This window comes from Cupriavidus sp. GW821-FHT07C08, from assembly GCF_059419025.1.
Map to the genome: position 1 here is coordinate 46,834 of NZ_JBWKQZ010000035.1, position 18,000 is coordinate 64,833.

Here is an 18,000-nt window from a genome sequence, read left to right on the forward strand (position 1 = left end):
AACGCCGGAGATCAGCCGCCGTGCGCCGCGTCGACAGCGTGCCGAAGCGCGACGATAAAGGCGCGGGCGGCGCGCGTGCTGCTGCGGTCGCGGCGCCAGATCGCCGCCATGGGGCCGGGATTCAGGGCGAAGCGCGCGGGTAATACCACGACTTCGCCAAGCGATGCCAGGTGGCGTGCGGTGCTGCTCGCGAGGTGCCAGAGGAATTCGCCGGACAAGACCAGCTCACGGCCAAGCTCAAGCGACAGGGCGCCCAGGATCTCGGGTGGCTCCAGCCCGGCCTCGCGAATCTCGGTATTGATCAGTTCGCGCATAAGGCTGCCAGGCGGCGCGGAAACCCATGGGTAGCGCACGCAATCCGCCATGGTCACTGCCGGCAGCCGCGTCAGCGGATGGCCCGGTGCACAGGCCAGCGCAACGCCATCCTCGCCCAGTTCCACGGTGCGATAGGTCTGACCGTTCAGTGAGCGTGGACTGCGGCTGACCAGCAGGTCGATGGCGCCGGTGTCGAGCCGCTCGATCAGGGTCTCGTGCCTGCCGACCTCTACCGTGATCTGCACGCCGGGGCTGGATTTGCGAAAGGCCAGGATCGCTTCGGCCACCGGCCAGCGGGTGAACATCGAGAAACACCCGATCGCCAGCGTGCCGGCACCGCCGCCGGCGACTGCGGCCAGGTCTGCTTCGGCCTTGTGCATGTCGCTGAGCAGGAGCGCTGCGTAGCGGCACATCACGGCACCAAGCGCAGTACTGACCATGCCTTTGGCGGAGCGTTCGAACAGCTTGCCGCCGACGATGTCTTCCACTTCTGCCACGGCGCGCGACAGTCCGGATTGCGTCATGTGCAGCTGCTCGGCTGCCTTGGACAGGTTGCCAAGGTCCGCCACGGACAGGATGACCTCCAGGTGTCTCGGGCGCAATTTGCCTTTGAATGGCGTCATGGCGGAATCGGGTGGTGGCAGGGGGGGCGGGTGGCCGGACAACAGCCGTGGCGCGCCAGCATGGTAACCCAACCGCTCACGCCGGTTCGGCCAGGTTCGCGGCTGATCCCGCCAGGTGACCGCGGCGCTATGCTGGCCGCGTGATGACCTGCCCGTTGCGCGCCCCGCTGTGCGCGCCGTGCTGCCAGGTAATGGCGCCGTTGACGATCACGGTGTCGATGCCTTCGGCTGGCCGGGTGGGGGTCTCGTAACTGGCGGTATCGCGTACGTTGGCCGCATCGAAAACGACGATGTCGGCATGGTGGCCCACGGCGAGCGTGCCGCGCCGGTGCAGGCCGAAGTTGCGCGCCGTCAGCCCGGTCATTTTCCAGACCGCCGTCTCCAGCGGGAACAGGCCGACCTCGCGGCAGTAGTGCCCCAGTACGCGCGGGAAGGTGCCCCACAGGCGCGGATGCGGGCTGGCGCCGACGGGGATGCCGTCGGAGCCGATCATGGTTTCGTCGAAGGCAAGGATGCGCTGGACGTCGTCCTCGTCCATCTGGAAGTAGATCGCGGTGCCGGGCTGCAGGCGGCGCGCGGCTTCGTCCTTGGGCACGCCCCATTCCCTGGCGATGTCATCGAGATCGCGGCCCGCGCATTCGGGGTGCGGTTCGCTGGCGGCGATCAGCACCCGGCCGTCGAGCATGCCGCGGTCGGTGCGGATCATGGTGGAGCCGGCCGTGTACGGGTAGCAGTCGAGCGACACGCACTGGTGCTTCATGGCCTCGCGGATAAAGGGCAGGGTTACCTGGCTCTTGCCAAAGTTGGCCTGCCTCTGCACCTTGTGGTGCGACACCACCACCGGCACGTCGAGCTCGCGGCCGATGCGGAAGGTCTCGTCGAGCGAGGCCATGACGTGGTCGGACTCGTCGCGCATATGCGTGACGTAGAGCGCCTTGCGGGCGCTGAGCGGCCGGCAGACTTCGATGATCTCCTCGGTCGTTGCCATGGCGGCGGGCGGGTAGAAGGTGCCGGTCGACAGGCCGATCGCGCCGGCTTGCATGGCTTCTTCGACCAGCGCCTGCATGGCGGCGATCTCTCTGGCATCGGCTGGCCGGTCCAGCGCCGCCATGGTGACCGCGCGCAAGGTCGAATGCCCGACCATGGCGGCTACATTGACCGAGCTCGGCATGGTACGCAGCGCGTCGAGGTAGGCGGCGAAGGTGGTGAAGCGGCCTTGCGCCGGTGTGTCGATCAGGCTCAGCGGCATCGGCAAATCCATGTCGGCACGCAGTGGCGCGGCACTGATGCCGCAGTTGCCGGCGATCACGGTGGTGACGCCCTGCGAGACCTTGAATGGCATGGTGGGTTGCGACAGCACCGCCTGGTCATCATGCGTGTGCGCGTCGATGAAGCCAGGGGCGACGATCAGGCCGGTTGCATCCAGCACCCGGTCGGCCGTGTGCCCGCCGAGGTCGCCGATCGCCGCGATGCAGCCATCGCGCACGCCAATATCGGCGCTGAAGCGGGGTGCCTTGCTGCCGTCGATCACGGTGCCGCCGGCGATCAGCAGGTCATAGTGCGTGGCGTGTGCAGATTTGGGCTCGGACATGGGATTCCTTTCCTGGACGGGAGCGTAGCGGTCAGCGGAAATGGCAGGCCACCTGGTGGATGCCGGTGGCGGAGGGACGTTCGGTCAGCAAGGGGGCCTGCTCCTTGCAGCGGGCTTGCGCATGCGGGCAGCGCGTGTGGAAGCGGCAGCCCGCTGGCGGATTGGCCGGGCTGGGCGGATCGCCCTGCAGCAGCAGGCGCCGGGCGGGCTTGCGCGGGTCGGGCACCGGCACGGCGGACAGCAGGATCTCCGTATAGGGATGGCGCGGCGCCGAGAACAAGGTGTCGCGGTCGGCCAACTCGATGATCTGGCCGAGGTACATCACGGCGACCCGGTGGCTGATATGGCGTACCACGGCCAGGTCGTGCGCGACGAACAGGTAGGCGATGCCGAACTCGGCCTGCAGGTCCATCAGCAGGTTAACCACCTGCGCCTGGACGGAGACATCGAGCGCCGATACCGGCTCGTCGCAGACGATCAGCTTTGGGTTCAGTGCCAACGCGCGCGCGATGCCCAGCCGCTGGCGCTGGCCGCCGGAGAACTCGTGCGGGAACTTGCGCACGGCTTCGGGCCGCAGGCCGACCTTGCTGAACAGCCATTGCACGCGCTCGTTGCGCTCGGCACGCGACTGCAGGCCGAAGTTGCGCAGCGGCTCGCCCACGATCTCGCCCGCCGTCAGCCGCGGGCTGAGCGAGGCATAGGGGTCCTGGAAGATGATCTGCAGGTCGCGCCGGCGCTGCCGCATGGCGCTTGCCGGCAGGCCCAGCAGTTCCTCGCCGTCGAGCTGCACCGAGCCTGAAGTCGGCTCGATCAGGCGCAGCACCGACTTGGCAGTGGTGGTCTTGCCGCAGCCGGATTCGCCGACCAGCGAGAGCGTCTCGCCGCGCTCCACGGTGAAGGACACGCCGTCCACAGCCTGGATCGGCGGCCTGCCCGGTGTCAGCCAGCGCCGCGGTGCGAGGTAGTGCTTCTTCAGGCCGTCGACCTTGAGCAGGGGCGTTGGCGTGGCGGAGGTCGTGCTCATGCGATGGCTTCCTGGGCTTGTGGGTTGCATTCGATGCGGCCTTCCTCGACGGCGAAGCAGGCCACCGCATGGTCGCCGCCGTGGCGCGTGAGCTGCGGCAGCTCGCGCGCGCAGCGCGCGTTGGCATGCGCGCAGCGTGCCGCGAAGGCACAGCCGCGGCGCGCTTCCTGTGGCGATGGCACCAGGCCGGGGATCTCGGCCAGGCGCCGGCTGCTGGTGTTCATCGACGGCATCGATGCCATCAGCGCGCGGGTGTAGGGGTGCAGCGGGCGGTCGAACAGCTCAGTGACGCTGGCTTCCTCGACCTTGAGCCCGGCGTACATCACGATCACGCGGTCGCAGCATTCGGCCACCACGCCCAGGTCGTGCGTGATCATCACCACGCCCATGCCCAGTTCCTGCTGCAGGCGGCGGATCAGGTCCAGGATCTGCGCCTGGATGGTCACGTCGAGCGCCGTGGTGGGTTCGTCGGCGATCAGCACCTCGGGATTGCAGGCCAGCGCCAGCGCGATCATCACGCGCTGGCGCATGCCGCCCGAAAGCTGGTGCGGGTACTCGTTGACGCGGCGTTCGGGCTCGGGGATCTGCACCAGTCGCAGCATTTCCACCGCACGCCTGAGCGCTTCGGCGCGGCTCGCGCCCTGGTGCAGCTGCACGGTTTCGGCAATCTGGCGGCCAATCGTCAGCACCGGGTTCAGCGAGGTCATCGGCTCCTGGAAGATCATCGAGACGCGATTGCCGCGGATGCGGCGCATCTCGCGTTCGCTGAGCTGCAACAGGTCCGTGCCGCGCAGCCGCACAGCGCCGCGGATGCGTGCCGGCGGCGTGGGCAGCAGCCGCATGATGGACAGCGCCGTCACGCTCTTGCCGCAGCCTGACTCGCCCACCACGCCCAGCGTCTGGCCGGCGCGCACGGTGTACGAGACGCCGTTGACCGAGCGGGCCGGCCCGGTGAGCGTGTCGAAATGCGTATGGAGGTCCTCCACTTCGAGCAGCGGCTCGCCCGTGGCCGGCGTAACACGGGACATCGCGCGCGACATCGTGATGGTCATGGTAGCGCTCCCGGATTCAGAGTTGCCGCGCCAGGCGCGGATCGAGCGCGTCGCGCAGGCCGTCGCCGAGCAGGTTGATGGCCAGCACCGTCGCGGCCAGCAGGATGCCCGGGTACAGGATGATGTGGAAGGCCACGGCCACGAAATTGCGCCCCTCGGCCATCATGTTGCCCCAGCTCGGCATCTGGGCGGGCACGCCGACGCCGAGGAAAGACAGCGCGGCTTCCGTGAGCACGGCGGTGGCGGCCACGAAAGTGGCCTGCACGATCAGCGGCGCCACCATATTGGGCACCACGTGGCGCACCAGGATCACCGGCAGGCGGGTGCCGACCGCATGCGCCGCCTCGACGTAGAGCTGCTCGCGCAGGGTCAGCGCCAGCGCGCGCACCAGCCGCACCACGCGCGGGACCTCGGGTATGGCGATGGCGATGATCACCGCGCCCAGGCTGGCCTGCGTAACGGCCATCAGCGCGATCGCCAGCAGGATGCCTGGAATTGCCATCAGGCCGTCCATCACGCGCATCACCAGGGAGTCCGCCCGGCGCACGAAGCCTGCGACCAGGCCCAGCAGCACGCCGGACACGGTTGCGAGCAGCCCGACCGACAGGCCCACGATCATGGACACGCGGCCGCCCCAGACCGCGCGGCTGAACACGTCGCGGCCCAGCGCGTCGGTGCCGAACCAGTGCTCGGCCGATGGCGGCTGCATGCGCGCCAGCGGGTCGATGTCCTGCGGGTCGACGGTGGCAATCCAGGGCGCGCCGAGGGAGAGCACGGCGATCACCGCCAGCAGCAGCGCGCCCAGGATCAGCGTGGGGTGCTTGCGTGCCCAGTGCCAGCGCGGCAGCACGAAAGGCGCATGGTCGGGTGCCGGTACGGCAGGTTCGGTCGCGGGCAGGGAAGTGGTCATGTCAGCAGGTCTCGCGGCGAAAGCCATCAGTACTTGATGCGCGGATCGAACAGCCGGTAGCTGAGGTCGATCATCAGGTTGATCAGCACGTAGACACCGGCGGAGACCAGCAGCACGCTCTGGATCACCGGGTAGTCGTGGCGCTGCACCGAGTCGACCACCAGGCGGCCGACCCCCGGGATCGCAAACACGGTCTCGGTCACGACCACGCCGCCGATCAGCAGCGCGATGCCCATGCCGACGGTGGTGGCGATCGGGATCGCCGCGTTGCGCAGCGCGTGGCCCAGCACCGGCAGCACGCCCAGGCCCTTGGCGCGCGCCGTGCGGATGTAGTCCTCGTGCAGGACTTCCAGCACGGTAGCGCGCGTCATGCGCGTCACCAGCGCGATATAGACCAGCGCCAGGTTGACGCAGGGCAGCACCAGGCTGCGCAGCCATGCGCCGGCGCCGTCGGCGAGACGCGCATAGCCCTGCACCGGGAACCACGGCAACTGGATGGCAAAGGCGTAGACCAGCAGGTAGCCGACCAGGAACACCGGCAGCGAGAATGCCAGCACCGCGAACAGCATCACCAGCCGGTCGACCCAGCTGCCGGCGCGGTACGCGGCCAGCGTTCCCAGTGGCACCGCGACTAGCAAGGTCAGCAGCATGGTCAGCGCGGCGACAGAGACGGTCGGCTCCAGCCGCTGCGCCAGCAACCGGGCCACCGGCACCTGGGTGAAGATGGAGGTGCCGAGGTCGCCGGTGGCGAGCCGGCCGAGCCACAGCAGGAACTGCCGCCACAGCGGCTGGTCCAGCCCCAGCACGCCGCGCAGCCTGGCGATGTCGTCAACGGTCGCGAGGTCGCCTGCGATCAGCGCCGCCGGATCGCCCGGCGACAAGTGGATCAGCAGGAAGACCACCACGGCCACCACTGCCATCACGGGCAGCGTCGCGGCCAGGCGTCGGAGCAGGTAGCCCATTGTCGTGTTTCCCCCGGTGGTTCGTGCTTCGTGGTTATTTGTCGAGCATCCAGACCGTGGGCATGCCGGCCCACATCCTGTCGATGCCCTTGAGGCTGGCACGCGCCGCGAAGGCCGCCGAGTACTGGCCGGCGTTCACATAGGGCACCGCCTCATAGGCGCGCTTCTGGAAGGCATCGAGCAGTTCCTTGCGTTTGGCGGGCACGGTCTCGCGGATCCAGGCCGTGCGCAGGGCGTCGAGCGGCTTGTCGCAGGGCCAGCCGGGCAGGCTGGTGCCGCAGGGGGCGCCGAGGTAGGCATTGGTGATCGGGGAATCGGCATCGAACTCGCCCGCGACGGTCACGTACATATTCCAGCCCCCGGCCTCGGGCGCGTCCCGCTTGGCGCGGCGCGCGCCGATGGAGGCCCAGTCCATGTTCTGCATGTCAACGTTCATGCCCATGCTGCGCATGGTCTGTGCCGCCATCAGGGCTTCAGCGTTGAGCTGGGGAACGTCGGTCGGCACCAGCAGCACCACCTTTTCGCCCTTGTAGCCCGCCGCGCCCAGCAACTGCCTGGCACGGGCCGGATCGGCCTTGCGGTACGGTTCGGCGCCGGCAGCGGTATCGTTGGGGCCGCCGCAGATAAAGAAGGTGGCGCAGTAGTTGATGCGCATGTCGAGCGGATAGCCCATGGCCGCGGTGAAGCGTTCCTGGCTGACCGCCTGCAGGAAGGCCTGGCGCACTTTCGGGTTGTTGAATGGCGGATGCAACTGGTTCATCACCAGCACGCCCTGGTAGGCGCCGCCCGAGCCGAGCTTGATGCCGGCGTCGCCGCGCAGCGGGGTGATGTAGTCCGGCGGTACCTGTTCGATCAGGTCGACCTCACCGCGCTTGAGCGCCGCAATGGCGCTGTTGGCGTCCGGCAGGTAGAGCCATTCGACGCGGTCCACGCGGGGCTGCTTGCTGCCGGCAAGACCGCTCGCGGGCTCGCTGCGTGCGACGTAGTGCGGGTTGCGCACGAAAACCGCCTTGTTGCCCGGCACCCATTCGTCGCGCTTGAAGATGAATGGGCCGGAGCCCAGCACCTCGGGCAGCGGCGCGGTGGCGGGCATCCTGGCCAGGCGCTCCGGCAGGATCACCGGCGGAAAGCCAGAGGGCTTGGCCAGCGCATCGAGCACCATGCCAAAGGGCTCCTTGAGCGTCAGCGTGAACGTGCGCGCGTCGACTGCCTTCCACTCGGCGCCAGCTTCGCCCATGGCACGGCCCAGGCTGTCGCGCGCGCCCCAGCGCTGCAGCGAGGCGATCGCGTCCGCCGAGGTAACCGCGCTGCCGTCCGAGAACTTCAGGCCCGGACGCAGCGTGAAGCTCCACTGCCGGCCATCCTTCGAGCTGCTGTACTTCTCGACCATCTGCGGTTGCGGCTTGCCCCTGGCGTCCTGCGCGAACAGCGTGTCGTAGACCATGTAGCCGAAGTTGCGCGTGATGTAGGCCGTGGTGAAGGTCGGATCGAGGATCTTCAGGTCGGCATGCGCCACGACCTTGAGCGTCTTGGTCTGCGCCAGCACGGGCAGGCTGGCGCCTGCCAGGACCAGGGCGCCCGCTGCGAGCGCGGCGGACAGGGGTCGGTTTGGTGTCATTCTGCAGTCTCCGTTTTCGTCGTTGTCGTTGTTGTCGTGATCGCAGCCAGGCGGCCGGCGCTCAGGCCGCGGCGCTGTCCAGAGGCCACTTGGGCCGTTGGATCTTGCGATAGGGCAGGGACGTGAGGTCAAGCGTGACGGCACCCGGGGCGCCTGCGTAGATCACGTGTTGTGCCACTTTCGAGAAGGAGGCGTAGAAGTGCTGCGAGGACTTGACCACGATGATCTGCTTGCGCGCCAGGTCACAGCCCAGCTGGGTGAACATGTCCGTGCCCATGGCCTGGTTCCGCAGCGTGATCAGCACGATGTCGATGCCGTTGGCTTCCACCAGCGCGCAGTCGCCCATCGGCACCGGCGCGTCGGACAGCCCGGTCATCACCATGTCGGGCAGCAGGGCCTTGACCGTGCAGTCCAGGTCCAGCGGGTCGCCGGATAGCGGACTGATCTTGCCACCGATGCGCATCCGCAGGCGTGCGCCCACGCCGGCATCGAAGGCGATGCGCACCGCGATCGGGTCCCACATCGGGCCGACCGCCGCATTGCCGACGCCACGCTCGATCATGCGGCGCAGGATAAAGGTGGAGTCGCTCGCTGCGCCGCCGCCGGGATTGTCGGCGCCGTCGGACAGCACCACCGGCCCGCCATCGAAGGCCAGCGCCTCGTCGAGCGAGGTGTCGATGTCCGGGTAGCGCACCGTGAGCCCGTCGCGCATGGCGATCAGTTCGTCGGCGAGTTGCCGCGCCAGCGCATCGGCCCTGGCCTGGTCGCCATCGGCGTAGACCAGCACCTTGGTGCCCATCGCCGGCACATCGCCCCATGAAAACCCATGCGCCACCGAGATCGACAGCACGCCGTCACGCGCTTCCAGCGACTGGATGCGGTCGATGAAGCCGCGCGCCGGCTCGCGCGAGGTGTGGACCGTGACGATCATCCTGCAATCGACCACCGCCGCCACCGGGCGAATCTTGCCTTCCACCGTGGCCGCGCACAGGTCGACCAGTTCCAGCGCGCGTTCCAGCACGTCGGTATGCGGGTATTCCTTGAAGGCAACCATCACGTCGGCGTACGCCGTCATCTCGGGCGTCAGGTGGCAGTGCGGGTCCAGCTCCGCGCCGATCACCACCTCGGGGCCGACGATGGCGCGCACACGCTGCAGCAGGTCGCCCTCGCAGTCGTCGTAGCCATCGGCCACCATCGCGCCGTGCAGGCCGAGCAGCACCATGTCCACCGGCAGCGCCGCGCGCAGGTCGGTCAACAGTTCCTCGCGCAGGGTTTCGTAGGCATGGCGGGTGGTGGTGCCGCTGGGCTGCGCGCCGGCCACCATGCCTTCGCACAGCTGCCAGCCGCGCTCCTTGCCGCGGATCCGTGCTGCCCACAGCGGGCCCGAGAAAAACGTCATCTGGTCAGGATGCTGGCCGGCCGCGAAGTAGCCGCGATCCCTGAAGGACGACAGGCCGGTGGGCATCGGCGCAAAGGTGTTGGTTTCGGTAGCGAGGGAGGCACTGAAGACACGCACGATGGTTGGCTCCTGGTCAGTCGGGGATTAGCGGTTGGGGGAAGACGCGATTCAGGCGGAAGCGGCCAGGCGGCGCAGGCGCCCCGGCCCAAGCATCTCGGCGCTCAGGCCGAACGACGCGGGATGCGCCGGCACCGGCAGGCCGCGCGCCAGCGCGGCACAGGTCTCGCCCATGGCCGCCGAGGTCTGGATGCCGTAGCCGCCCTGGCCCGCCACCCAGAAGAAGCCCGGCACGGCGTCGTCGAACCCGCCCACCAGGTCGCCGTCGGCGACGAAGGAGCGCAGCCCGGCCCAGGTGCGCGCAGGGCGGCGGATCCTGAGCGAGGTCGCGGTCTCGATGCGGTCGATGGCGAGCGCGATATCCATTTCCTCGGGCTGGACGTCCTGTGGCTCGACCGGGTCGGCATTGGCCGGGGAGCCCAGCAACATGCCGGCATCGGGCTTGATGTACCAGTCTTCGTCAGCGCCGAAGACCATGGGCCAGCCGCTGGTGTCCATCTCCACGGGCGGCGCGAAGACGAAGGCAGAGCGGCGGCGGGGTTCAATCCCCAGCGGCTGCACGCCGGCCAGCCGCGCGATGACGTCGGCCCAGGCGCCGGCGGCGTTGAGTACCACCGGTGCCGCATATACCGCCCCGCCAGCCTCCACGTGCCAGTGGTCCCGCACGCGTGCCATGGCCGTGACTTCGGCATCGCACACCAGCTTGCCGCCGGCCTGGCGCATGCCGCGCAGGTAGCCCTGGTGGATCGCGTCCACATCCATGTCTGCGGCGCCGGGCTCATAAACGCCGCCGGCCAGTTGCTCGGCGCGCAGCGCCGGTGCGCGCTCGCACGCTTGCGCGGCACTCAGCAGGCGGGCGTCGGGATCGACGGCGCGCACCACGTCCCAGTGCGCGTCAAGTAAATGCTGTTGCCCGGGGCCGGCGACCATCAGCGCGCCGCGCGGCGTGAGCAGCGGGTGCGAGGCAAAACCCGGAGGGGGATCCTGCAGGAAGGCGCGGCTTGCCATCGTCAGCGCACGGACCTGCGTGGTGCCGTAGCTTTCCATGAACAACGCCGCCGAGCGGCCGGTCGAGTGGTAGCCAGGCTGGGCTTCGCGTTCGAGCAGGATGACGCGGCCATGGGGCGCGAGCCAGTACGCGACGGAAGCACCGGCAATGCCGCCTCCGATGATGAGATAGTCGGCTGGAATCGGTGAGGCAGCGTGAGTCGGGTGCATGGATCAGGTGGCAGTAGAGCGCCTGCGGGGCGCTCGTGCATTCGGAATGGGAGTGAGTGTAGGCAAGAATTTGCGTATATGCAAATTGCGGATACGCAAATCTTGCGCTAAGGTGGGCGCCAAGGATGAGCCTTGGCGCGGTCTGCTCTGTTAGCATTCCGTCCAAAGGAAAAAAGGACGCAGGCTTGAAACCACACACCGCCCAGAGGCGCGGCAGCGGCATCGGCATCGATGACGACGAGTCGCGCACGCTCGACCGCGAAGCCTTTGGCAAGCGCCTGCGCTCGGCGCGCAAGGCCTTCGGCTGGACGCTGGCGCACCTCGCCGAACTGTCGGGCGTCTCGATCACCACCATCTCGCGTGCGGAGCGCGGGCAACTGGCGCTGGGCTACGAGAATTTTGCTGCGCTGGGCCAGGCGCTGCAGATGGACATGGGCTCGATGTTCGCGGGTGCCGGCACGAAGACCTCACCGTTGCAGGGGCCGGTCGTGACCCGGGCCGGCGCGGGCGTGACCTACCGGGGATCGTCGCTGACCTATGAATTTCTTGGCGCGGAGGCCGTCGGCAAGCAGATGAGCCCGGTGGTCGGCACCGTGCATGCGCGCCGCATAGAGGGCCCCGGTGACTTCTCGCGCCATCCCGGCGAGGAGTTTGTCTATGTGCTCAGCGGCGAGATCGAAATCCACTTCGACAACGGCGAGAAGCTGCGCCTGGCGCGGGGCGACGCGCTGTATTTCGATGCCCGCATGGGCCACGCCTACATCAGCGTAAGCCGGCAGCTCGCCCGGATCGTGGGTGTGACCACCAGCGAAAGCAACTTCATGAAGTCGGCCCAGGCGGCGAAGCCGGAGGCGGTGCCAAAACGGACCGCCGGGCGGTCGCAGGGGAAAGCCGCCGCGACCAGGGGCAAGGGCAAGGGGTGAGGGTCGGCGCGGGCATACCACTGCCTTGCACTTCGTTGGCAAGCCCGGCCCTCACCCCAACCCTCTCCCGCACACGGGAGAGGGAGCGCGCAATCGGTCGTTCAGAACCAGCGGTTTCCCTTCAGGCTTTTCCTTCTTCTTTCTCTTCCGCTTGCTGGTTCACCGACAGCGCCTGCGCCGTGCGGATCAGCAGCGCGCGCGCTTCATCCAGCGTGGGTCCGACATGCCGGTCGATCCTGCGGATATACGGCGACGTCAGCACCGCCATCGCATGGCCCTTGGGGTCGAGGATCGGGCAGCTGATATCCGTGACGCCAAACGACTGCAGGCTGTCGCGCTGCTTGTAGCCCAGCTCCCGGATCGACGCGAAGGTCTGCTCCAGTTCCTCGCGCGGGATCTGCACTTCCCCCTCCACCGCATGGTGTTCGTCCAGCATCTGCTGGCGCCGCGTATCGGTCTGGCAGGCCAGCAGCACGTGGCCTGAGCCGGTATCGATCAGGCTGACGCGCGCTCAAGGTCGGGCGCAACCTGCAGGACGATATCCGGCGCGTGTCCATCGCCCGCGAAGTGCTGGGCCCGGACCGGCACCTGATGATTGATGCCAACCAGGTCTGGGAAGTCGATGAGGCGATCTCCTGGGTGCGCGAGCTGGGTTTCGCCCGGCCGTGGTTTATCGAAGAGCCCACCAGCCCGGATGACGTGGAAGGGCACCGCGCCGTGCGCGCGGGCGTGGCGCCGGTCAAGGTCGCCACTGGCGAGATGTGCCAGAACCGGATCCTCTTCAAGCAGTTCATCACGCGCGGCGCCATCGATGTGGTGCAGATCGACGCCTGCCGGCTGGGCGGCGTCAACGAGATCCTGGCCGTGCTGCTGCTGGCCGCCAAGTATGGCCTGCCGGTATGCCCGCACGCCGGCGGGGTGGGGCTGTGCGAGTACGTGCAGCACCTGTCGATGATCGACTATGTCTGCATCTCGGGCACCCGCGAAGGGCGCGTGATCGAGTATGTCGACCACCTGCACGAGCACTTCGTCGACCCCTGCGTGGTCCGCAACGCGGCCTACATGCCGCCGCAGGCGCCGGGCTTCTCGATCACCATGAAGCCGGCCTCGCTGGCGCTGCACCGCTTCCGGGGCTAGCGATGGCAACCCGTCGCATCGACGCGCACACGCACTTCTGGCGCTACCGGCCCGAGGCGTATCCGTGGATCGGTCCGGACCTGCAGGCCCTGGCGGCCGACCATATGCCGGACGACCTGCTGCCGCACCTGCGCACGCATGGCATGGATGCCGCCATCGCCGTGCAGGCGCGCGCCGGCACCGACGAAACCCGCTTCCTGCTCGAACTGGCCGACCAGTATCCGTGGATTGCCGCGGTGGTGGGCTGGGAAGACCTGCGTGCGCCGGATTTCGCACAACGCCTGCAGCGCTGGGCCGCGGCGCCGAAGCTGCGCGGCTTCCGGCACCAGGTGCAGGACGAGGCCGATGCTTCCCAATACCTTGGCCTGGACGCCGTGACCCATGCCATGGGCCGGCTGCAGTCGCTCGGCTATGCCTATGACGTGCTGGTCTTCAGTCATCAGCTGGATGCGGCCGCCAGGTTCTGCGCACGGCATGACCGGCACTGGCTGGTGCTGGATCACCTTGGCAAGCCCCCGATTGCCGGGGCGGCGCACGGATCGTCCGCGCTTGCGGCGTGGCGCGCGGCGCTGCGGCCACTGCGGCCACTGCCGCATGTGGTCTGCAAGCTGTCCGGGCTGGTCACCGAGGCGGACTGGCGCGCCCGCCTGCAGGCGGCTGACATGACGTGCATCGATGCCTGCCTGGACGTGGCGCTGGACGTATTCGGCCCGGCGCGGCTGATGTTCGGCTCCGACTGGCCGGTCTGCACCCTCGCGGCGCCCTACGGCGGCGTGTACGGCATCGTCAAGCGCTGGGCGGACCTGCGCCTGAGCGCAGAAGAGCAATACGCATTCTGGGGCGGCACGGCGGCACTCTGTTACGGCCTGCAAACCACCTGACAAAGCGGCCTTTCGGGATACACAGACATGGACCTGCATCTGCAAGACAAGATCGTGATCGTCACCGGCGGCGCCAGCGGCATCGGCGCGGCCATTTCGCTGGAACTGGCCAGCGAGGGCGCGGTGCCGGTGATCTGCGGCAAGTCGGCGATGACGCCGGCGTTCCGCGACAGCCTGATGGCGCTGCAGCCGCGCGCGCGTTTCTACCAGTTCGACCTGACCGATGAGCCGGCCTGCCGCGACATGGTGGCCGATGTGGCGATGCGTTTCGGCCGTATCGACGGCCTGGTCAACAACGCCGGTGTCAATGACGGCATCGGCCTCGAGGCAGGGCGCGATGCCTTCGTGCGGTCGCTGGAGCGGAACCTGGTGCACTACTACGTGATGGCGCACTACTGCCTGCCGCACCTGCGCGCCAGCCGCGGCGCCATCGTCAACATCTCGTCCAAGACCGCGCTGACGGGGCAGGGCAATACCAGCGGCTATTGCGCTGCCAAGGGCGCGCAGCTGGCGCTGACGCGCGAATGGGCTGCAGCGCTTGCGGCCGACGGTGTGCGCGTGAATGCGGTCGTGCCGGCCGAGGTGATGACGCCGCTGTACCAGAGCTGGCTGGAGGGATTCGAAGCGCCGCAGGAAAAGCTGGCCGGCATCACCGCACACATTCCGCTGGGCCGCCGCATGACCACTGCCGACGAGATTGCTGCCAGCGCGGTCTTCCTGCTGTCGGCGCGCGCCTCGCATACCACGGGGCAATGGGTCTTCGTCGACGGCGGCTATACCCACCTGGACCGCGCGCTGACGTAAGCCACCCCAACCCCGCGAGGACGACATGCGCTACTGCCTGGCACTGGACCTGAAGGACGACCCGCGGCAAATCGCCGCCTATGAAGCCCATCACCGCCGCATCTGGCCGGAGGTGGCGCAGCACCTGCGCCGCCACGGCGTGACCGGCATGGAGATCTGGCGCCTGGGCACGCGCCTGGTGATGGTGATGGACACCGACGATGCCCGCTACGACCCCGACGCGTTTGCGCGCGCGGGCGAAAGCGATGCCCGCATCCGCGAGTGGGAGGCCTTGATGTGGACCTTCCAGGCACCCACGCCGTGGACGCCGTCTGGCGTGAAGTGGGTGCCGATGACGTGCATCTTTGACCTGCAGCAGTCATAGCAAAGGAGGAAAGGACCGACCCAGGGAGCGACACCGCAAACAAGAAGCAAAAAGACCGAAGGGGGTTGAAAGCCAGGAGCCGGCCGCAACGGCCGCGCATCCGGACGAGGAGACAAGCAGTGAACAACTTGGCAAGAATGATGGCCGGCGCCGCCGTTTTCGGCGTGTGCGCCGCGCCCGCCTGCGCGCAAAGCAATGTGACGCTATACGGCCGCGTGGTGGCCGGCGTCGATGTCCAGACCAATGTGCAGACCCCGGATGGCGGGTCCGGCACGCTCTGGCGCGGCGCTGACAACCAGTGGGGCACCAGCATGTTCGGGCTGCGCGGCAACGAAGACCTGGGTGGCGGGCTTAAGGCCCTGTTCCAGCTGGAATCGGGCTTTGGCGCCATCAAGGGCCGCACCAACGGCGACGCGCTGTTCAACCGGCGCGCGTACGTGGGGGTGCAAGGCGGGTGGGGCACGCTGACCATGGGCAAGAACCAGCCGCTGGCGGATGCGCTGTGGGCGCTGGATCCTACCGGCCAGCAGTTTATCGGCACGGCCACGCTGGTGCGCGGGCGCAACTGGCAGGGCCACAACAACATGGTCTCTTATGAGACCCCAAGCTTCGGCGGCCTGAGCGCGCAGGTGCTGACCGGCCTGGGCGAGGACCCTGGCTCGGCCACGCGGCTGCGCAAGGACATGCTGTCGCTGACCTATACCGCGCCGGCATTTGAATTGCGCGCGATCTACGACGTGGCGCGCGATGCCAGCGGCAAGTACAGCGACCTGTTCACGACCTCGAAGGAACTGACGCTCGGCGGCACGGTGACGATCAGCGCCCTGAAGCTGTTTGCCGGCTATGAAAATCTGTCGGCGCCGGATAGTCCCGCAGGCTCGCCGACCCGGGCCAACCACTACTGGGTCGGCGCCAACTACCAGCTCACGCCCGCGCTGACGCTGATCGGCGCGTTCTACCGGGTGACGGTGAACCAGGGTGGCGGCAACGCCAACCTGTACATGCTTGGCGCCAACTACAGCCTGTCCAAGCGGACGCTGCTCTATGCCAGCGTCGGCACGGTGCAGAACAGCGCCACCGCGAATTTCTCGGTGGAAGCCACCAACAACAACCCGGCACCGGGCCGCAACCAGCTGGGCGCGTACACGGGCATCGCACATTCGTTCTGAAGGGACTGGGAGACAGCAATGCAAAGATCCTTACGACTATGGCAGCTGGGTGCGCTGGCTGCCAGTGCTTCGCTGCTGGCCGCATGCGGTGGCGACTCAGGTGCGGACGGCATGCAATCCGCCACCAGCCCGGCATCCCTGCAGGCGCCTGCAGCAGCCGACGACGTGATGGCGCCTGCCACGGCAACGCGAGAGCAAACGCTGGCGTGGTACAAGGGCGCCAAGTTCGGCATGTTCGTGCATTGGGGCCTGTACAGCCCCATTGCCAAGGGGGAATGGGCGCTGAGCAACCTGCCACAGTTCAACGACGGACAGCAGGCCGGCGTTGACGCCTACAAGGCATACGCCAGCCAGTTCGATCCGGATCCGGCGGCGATCCGCCGGCTGGTTGCGCTGGCCAAGGACACGGGCATGCAGTACATCGTGCTGGTGACACGCCATCATGACGGCTTCAGCCTCTGGAACACGAAGGCCGATGCGTATTCGTCGGATTTCAACAGCCAGAAGCAAGGTGCGCATGTCGACATGGTCAGGCGCTTTGCGCAGGAAACCGAGAAGCAGGGCATCAAGCTGGTGCTGTACTACTCGCTGCTGGACTGGACCCATCCGGACTATCCCGTGGCCAGCTCGCCGCCGGGACAGCCGCACCTGCGGGTCTATGAGAACCAGGCAGGCAACTGGGACCGCTACCGTACCTTCATGAAGACCCAGCTGCGCGAGCTGCTGACACAGTATGGCCAGATTGCCGGGATCTGGTTCGACGGCTACTGGGCGCAGAACGACAAGTCGCTGTGGCAGTTGCCGGACCTGTACGCCACCATCCGCCAGGCGCAACCGGGCACGCTGATCGGCAACAACCACGGCATCGGCCTGAGCAGCGAAGGCGTGGATGACGACCTCACCATCGGCGAGCGCGGCGGTGCCGCGGGCGATGCCGACAAGGCCGGCGAAACTGTCGATACCAGCCAGACCGGCAGCGCGCCGGGAGGGACCTGGGGCTATGTGGAAGGCGCCGGCATCCGGCCGCGCGAGTGGGTATTCGAGCAGCTGATCGGCAGCATCTCGGCGGGCAAGAATTTCGTGCTGAACGTGGGCCCGCGTGCTGACGGCAGCTGGCAGGATGCCCTGGGCACGGAGTTCAGCGCGGTCGGCGCCTGGATGCGCCGCAATGCCGAGGCAGTGTATGGCACCCGAGCGGGCGTGATGGGGCTGGAATCGACACAGCGTACCGGCCCGGACGGCAAGACCTGGCTCTACCTGTTCGTGCGCGATGCCGCGGCCACCCAGATCAGCCTGCCCACCGCGCTGGCCGAAGTGCGCAGCGCCAGCACCCTGACCGGCGCCACCGCGTTGCCGGTGCGCCGCGATGACGCGGCCGGCACCACGCAGATCGATCTGTCGTCGGCAGCACGCACCCCGCGCGAGCCACTGGTGCTCAAGCTCGATGCCACCGTGCCGGTGCTGGTCAACCTGTCGCGCCAGGCCACGGCGACGGCTACCTCGACGTGGTCACGCGATCCCGGCTATGGCCCTGAAATGGCGATCGACGGCAACCCGGCCACGCGCTGGGCGTCCGAGGCGCCCAGCGCGACGCTGACACAGGTCTTTGCCGCACCCGCGTCGGTGCAACTGGTGCAGCTGGCGGAATACCTGGATCCGGGCGAGTCCGACTACCGGACCGGCCGCTTCACCGTGGAGGCCAATGTCAACGGGCAGTGGCAGGTGGTGGCCAGCGGCAGCGACATCGGGCAGAACCGCTTCCTGTCGCTGCCCGGCCCGGTAGTGGCCTCGGCGCTGCGCATCAACGTGGTGTCGCGCGACCAGCGGCCGCCGAGCCTGTATTCGTTCGTGGCTTACGCGAAGGGAGGTTGAGGCTGGCACCGAGGCAGCGCA

Annotated in this window: 16 protein-coding genes and 1 pseudogene; 7 read left to right on the top strand and 10 right to left on the bottom strand. The window is 68.0% G+C overall.

Going from position 1 to position 18,000, the window contains the following annotated elements:
* Window positions 1-11: 11 nt before the first annotated feature.
* The 9 genes from AC07UK_RS32455 to AC07UK_RS32495 all read right to left on the bottom strand — a co-directional run bounded on the left by AC07UK_RS32455 (window position 12) and on the right by AC07UK_RS32495 (window position 10,829).
* Window positions 12-938 carry a LysR family transcriptional regulator gene (locus AC07UK_RS32455; protein WP_436223588.1) on the bottom strand — a complete coding sequence of 309 codons (927 nt, stop codon included), beginning with the start codon at window positions 936-938 and terminating at the stop codon, window positions 12-14.
* Window positions 939-1,065: 127 nt separating this feature from the next.
* The gene (locus AC07UK_RS32460) at window positions 1,066-2,529 is read right to left on the bottom strand and encodes an N-acyl-D-amino-acid deacylase family protein (RefSeq protein ID WP_436223587.1); all 1,464 of its coding nucleotides are present in this window, start codon (window positions 2,527-2,529) and stop codon (window positions 1,066-1,068) included.
* A 31-nt stretch (window positions 2,530-2,560) separates the two neighbouring features.
* Entirely contained in the window at window positions 2,561-3,553 is a 993-nt protein-coding gene (locus AC07UK_RS32465; RefSeq protein WP_494687331.1) for an ABC transporter ATP-binding protein, read from the bottom strand.
* Complete coding sequence (locus tag AC07UK_RS32470; protein ID WP_436223585.1) at window positions 3,550-4,605, bottom strand: ABC transporter ATP-binding protein; 1,056 nt, start codon at window positions 4,603-4,605, stop codon at window positions 3,550-3,552. The genes AC07UK_RS32465 and AC07UK_RS32470 overlap by 4 nt, the downstream gene beginning before the upstream one ends.
* A gap of 16 nt (window positions 4,606-4,621) precedes the next feature.
* Window positions 4,622-5,515 carry an ABC transporter permease gene (locus tag AC07UK_RS32475; RefSeq protein WP_494687332.1) on the bottom strand — a complete coding sequence of 298 codons (894 nt, stop codon included), beginning with the start codon at window positions 5,513-5,515 and terminating at the stop codon, window positions 4,622-4,624.
* Between the two features lie 26 nt (window positions 5,516-5,541).
* Entirely contained in the window at window positions 5,542-6,477 is a 936-nt protein-coding gene (locus AC07UK_RS32480) for an ABC transporter permease (RefSeq protein ID WP_013952760.1), read from the bottom strand.
* 34 nt (window positions 6,478-6,511) lie between these two features.
* On the bottom strand, window positions 6,512-8,095 hold the full coding sequence (locus AC07UK_RS32485; protein ID WP_436223582.1) for an ABC transporter substrate-binding protein: 1,584 nt from the start codon (window positions 8,093-8,095) through the stop codon (window positions 6,512-6,514).
* 61 nt (window positions 8,096-8,156) lie between these two features.
* Complete coding sequence (locus tag AC07UK_RS32490; RefSeq protein WP_494687333.1) at window positions 8,157-9,611, bottom strand: M81 family metallopeptidase; 1,455 nt, start codon at window positions 9,609-9,611, stop codon at window positions 8,157-8,159.
* 51 nt (window positions 9,612-9,662) lie between these two features.
* Window positions 9,663-10,829, bottom strand: a complete 1,167-nt coding sequence (locus AC07UK_RS32495) for an NAD(P)/FAD-dependent oxidoreductase (RefSeq protein ID WP_494687334.1) — start codon at window positions 10,827-10,829, stop codon at window positions 9,663-9,665.
* A gap of 185 nt (window positions 10,830-11,014) precedes the next feature.
* Here AC07UK_RS32495 and AC07UK_RS32500 point away from each other — a divergent pair, with 185 nt between their 5' ends.
* Complete coding sequence (locus AC07UK_RS32500) at window positions 11,015-11,752, top strand: helix-turn-helix domain-containing protein (protein ID WP_494687335.1); 738 nt, start codon at window positions 11,015-11,017, stop codon at window positions 11,750-11,752.
* Window positions 11,753-11,873: 121 nt separating this feature from the next.
* Here the strand turns inward: AC07UK_RS32500 and AC07UK_RS32505 are convergent, their stop codons facing one another.
* Entirely contained in the window at window positions 11,874-12,251 is a 378-nt protein-coding gene (locus tag AC07UK_RS32505) for an IclR family transcriptional regulator domain-containing protein (protein ID WP_494687344.1), read from the bottom strand.
* A gap of 11 nt (window positions 12,252-12,262) precedes the next feature.
* Between AC07UK_RS32505 and AC07UK_RS32510 the strand changes: the two are divergent.
* From AC07UK_RS32510 to AC07UK_RS32535, 6 genes and pseudogenes are all read left to right on the top strand, one after another.
* Window positions 12,263-12,889 (top strand): annotated as a pseudogene (locus AC07UK_RS32510) (enolase C-terminal domain-like protein); the annotation flags it as partial.
* 2 nt (window positions 12,890-12,891) lie between these two features.
* Window positions 12,892-13,770, top strand: a complete 879-nt coding sequence (locus AC07UK_RS32515; RefSeq protein WP_436223578.1) for an L-fucono-1,5-lactonase — start codon at window positions 12,892-12,894, stop codon at window positions 13,768-13,770.
* Between the two features lie 27 nt (window positions 13,771-13,797).
* Window positions 13,798-14,574, top strand: a complete 777-nt coding sequence (locus AC07UK_RS32520; protein WP_436223577.1) for an SDR family oxidoreductase — start codon at window positions 13,798-13,800, stop codon at window positions 14,572-14,574.
* Between the two features lie 25 nt (window positions 14,575-14,599).
* Complete coding sequence (locus AC07UK_RS32525; RefSeq protein ID WP_436223576.1) at window positions 14,600-14,938, top strand: L-rhamnose mutarotase; 339 nt, start codon at window positions 14,600-14,602, stop codon at window positions 14,936-14,938.
* Window positions 14,939-15,075: 137 nt separating this feature from the next.
* Window positions 15,076-16,107, top strand: coding sequence for a porin (locus AC07UK_RS32530; protein ID WP_436225309.1), 1,032 nt, complete (start codon window positions 15,076-15,078; stop codon window positions 16,105-16,107).
* Window positions 16,108-16,125: 18 nt separating this feature from the next.
* Window positions 16,126-17,979, top strand: a complete 1,854-nt coding sequence (locus tag AC07UK_RS32535; protein ID WP_436223575.1) for an alpha-L-fucosidase — start codon at window positions 16,126-16,128, stop codon at window positions 17,977-17,979.
* Window positions 17,980-18,000: the final 21 nt, after the last annotated feature.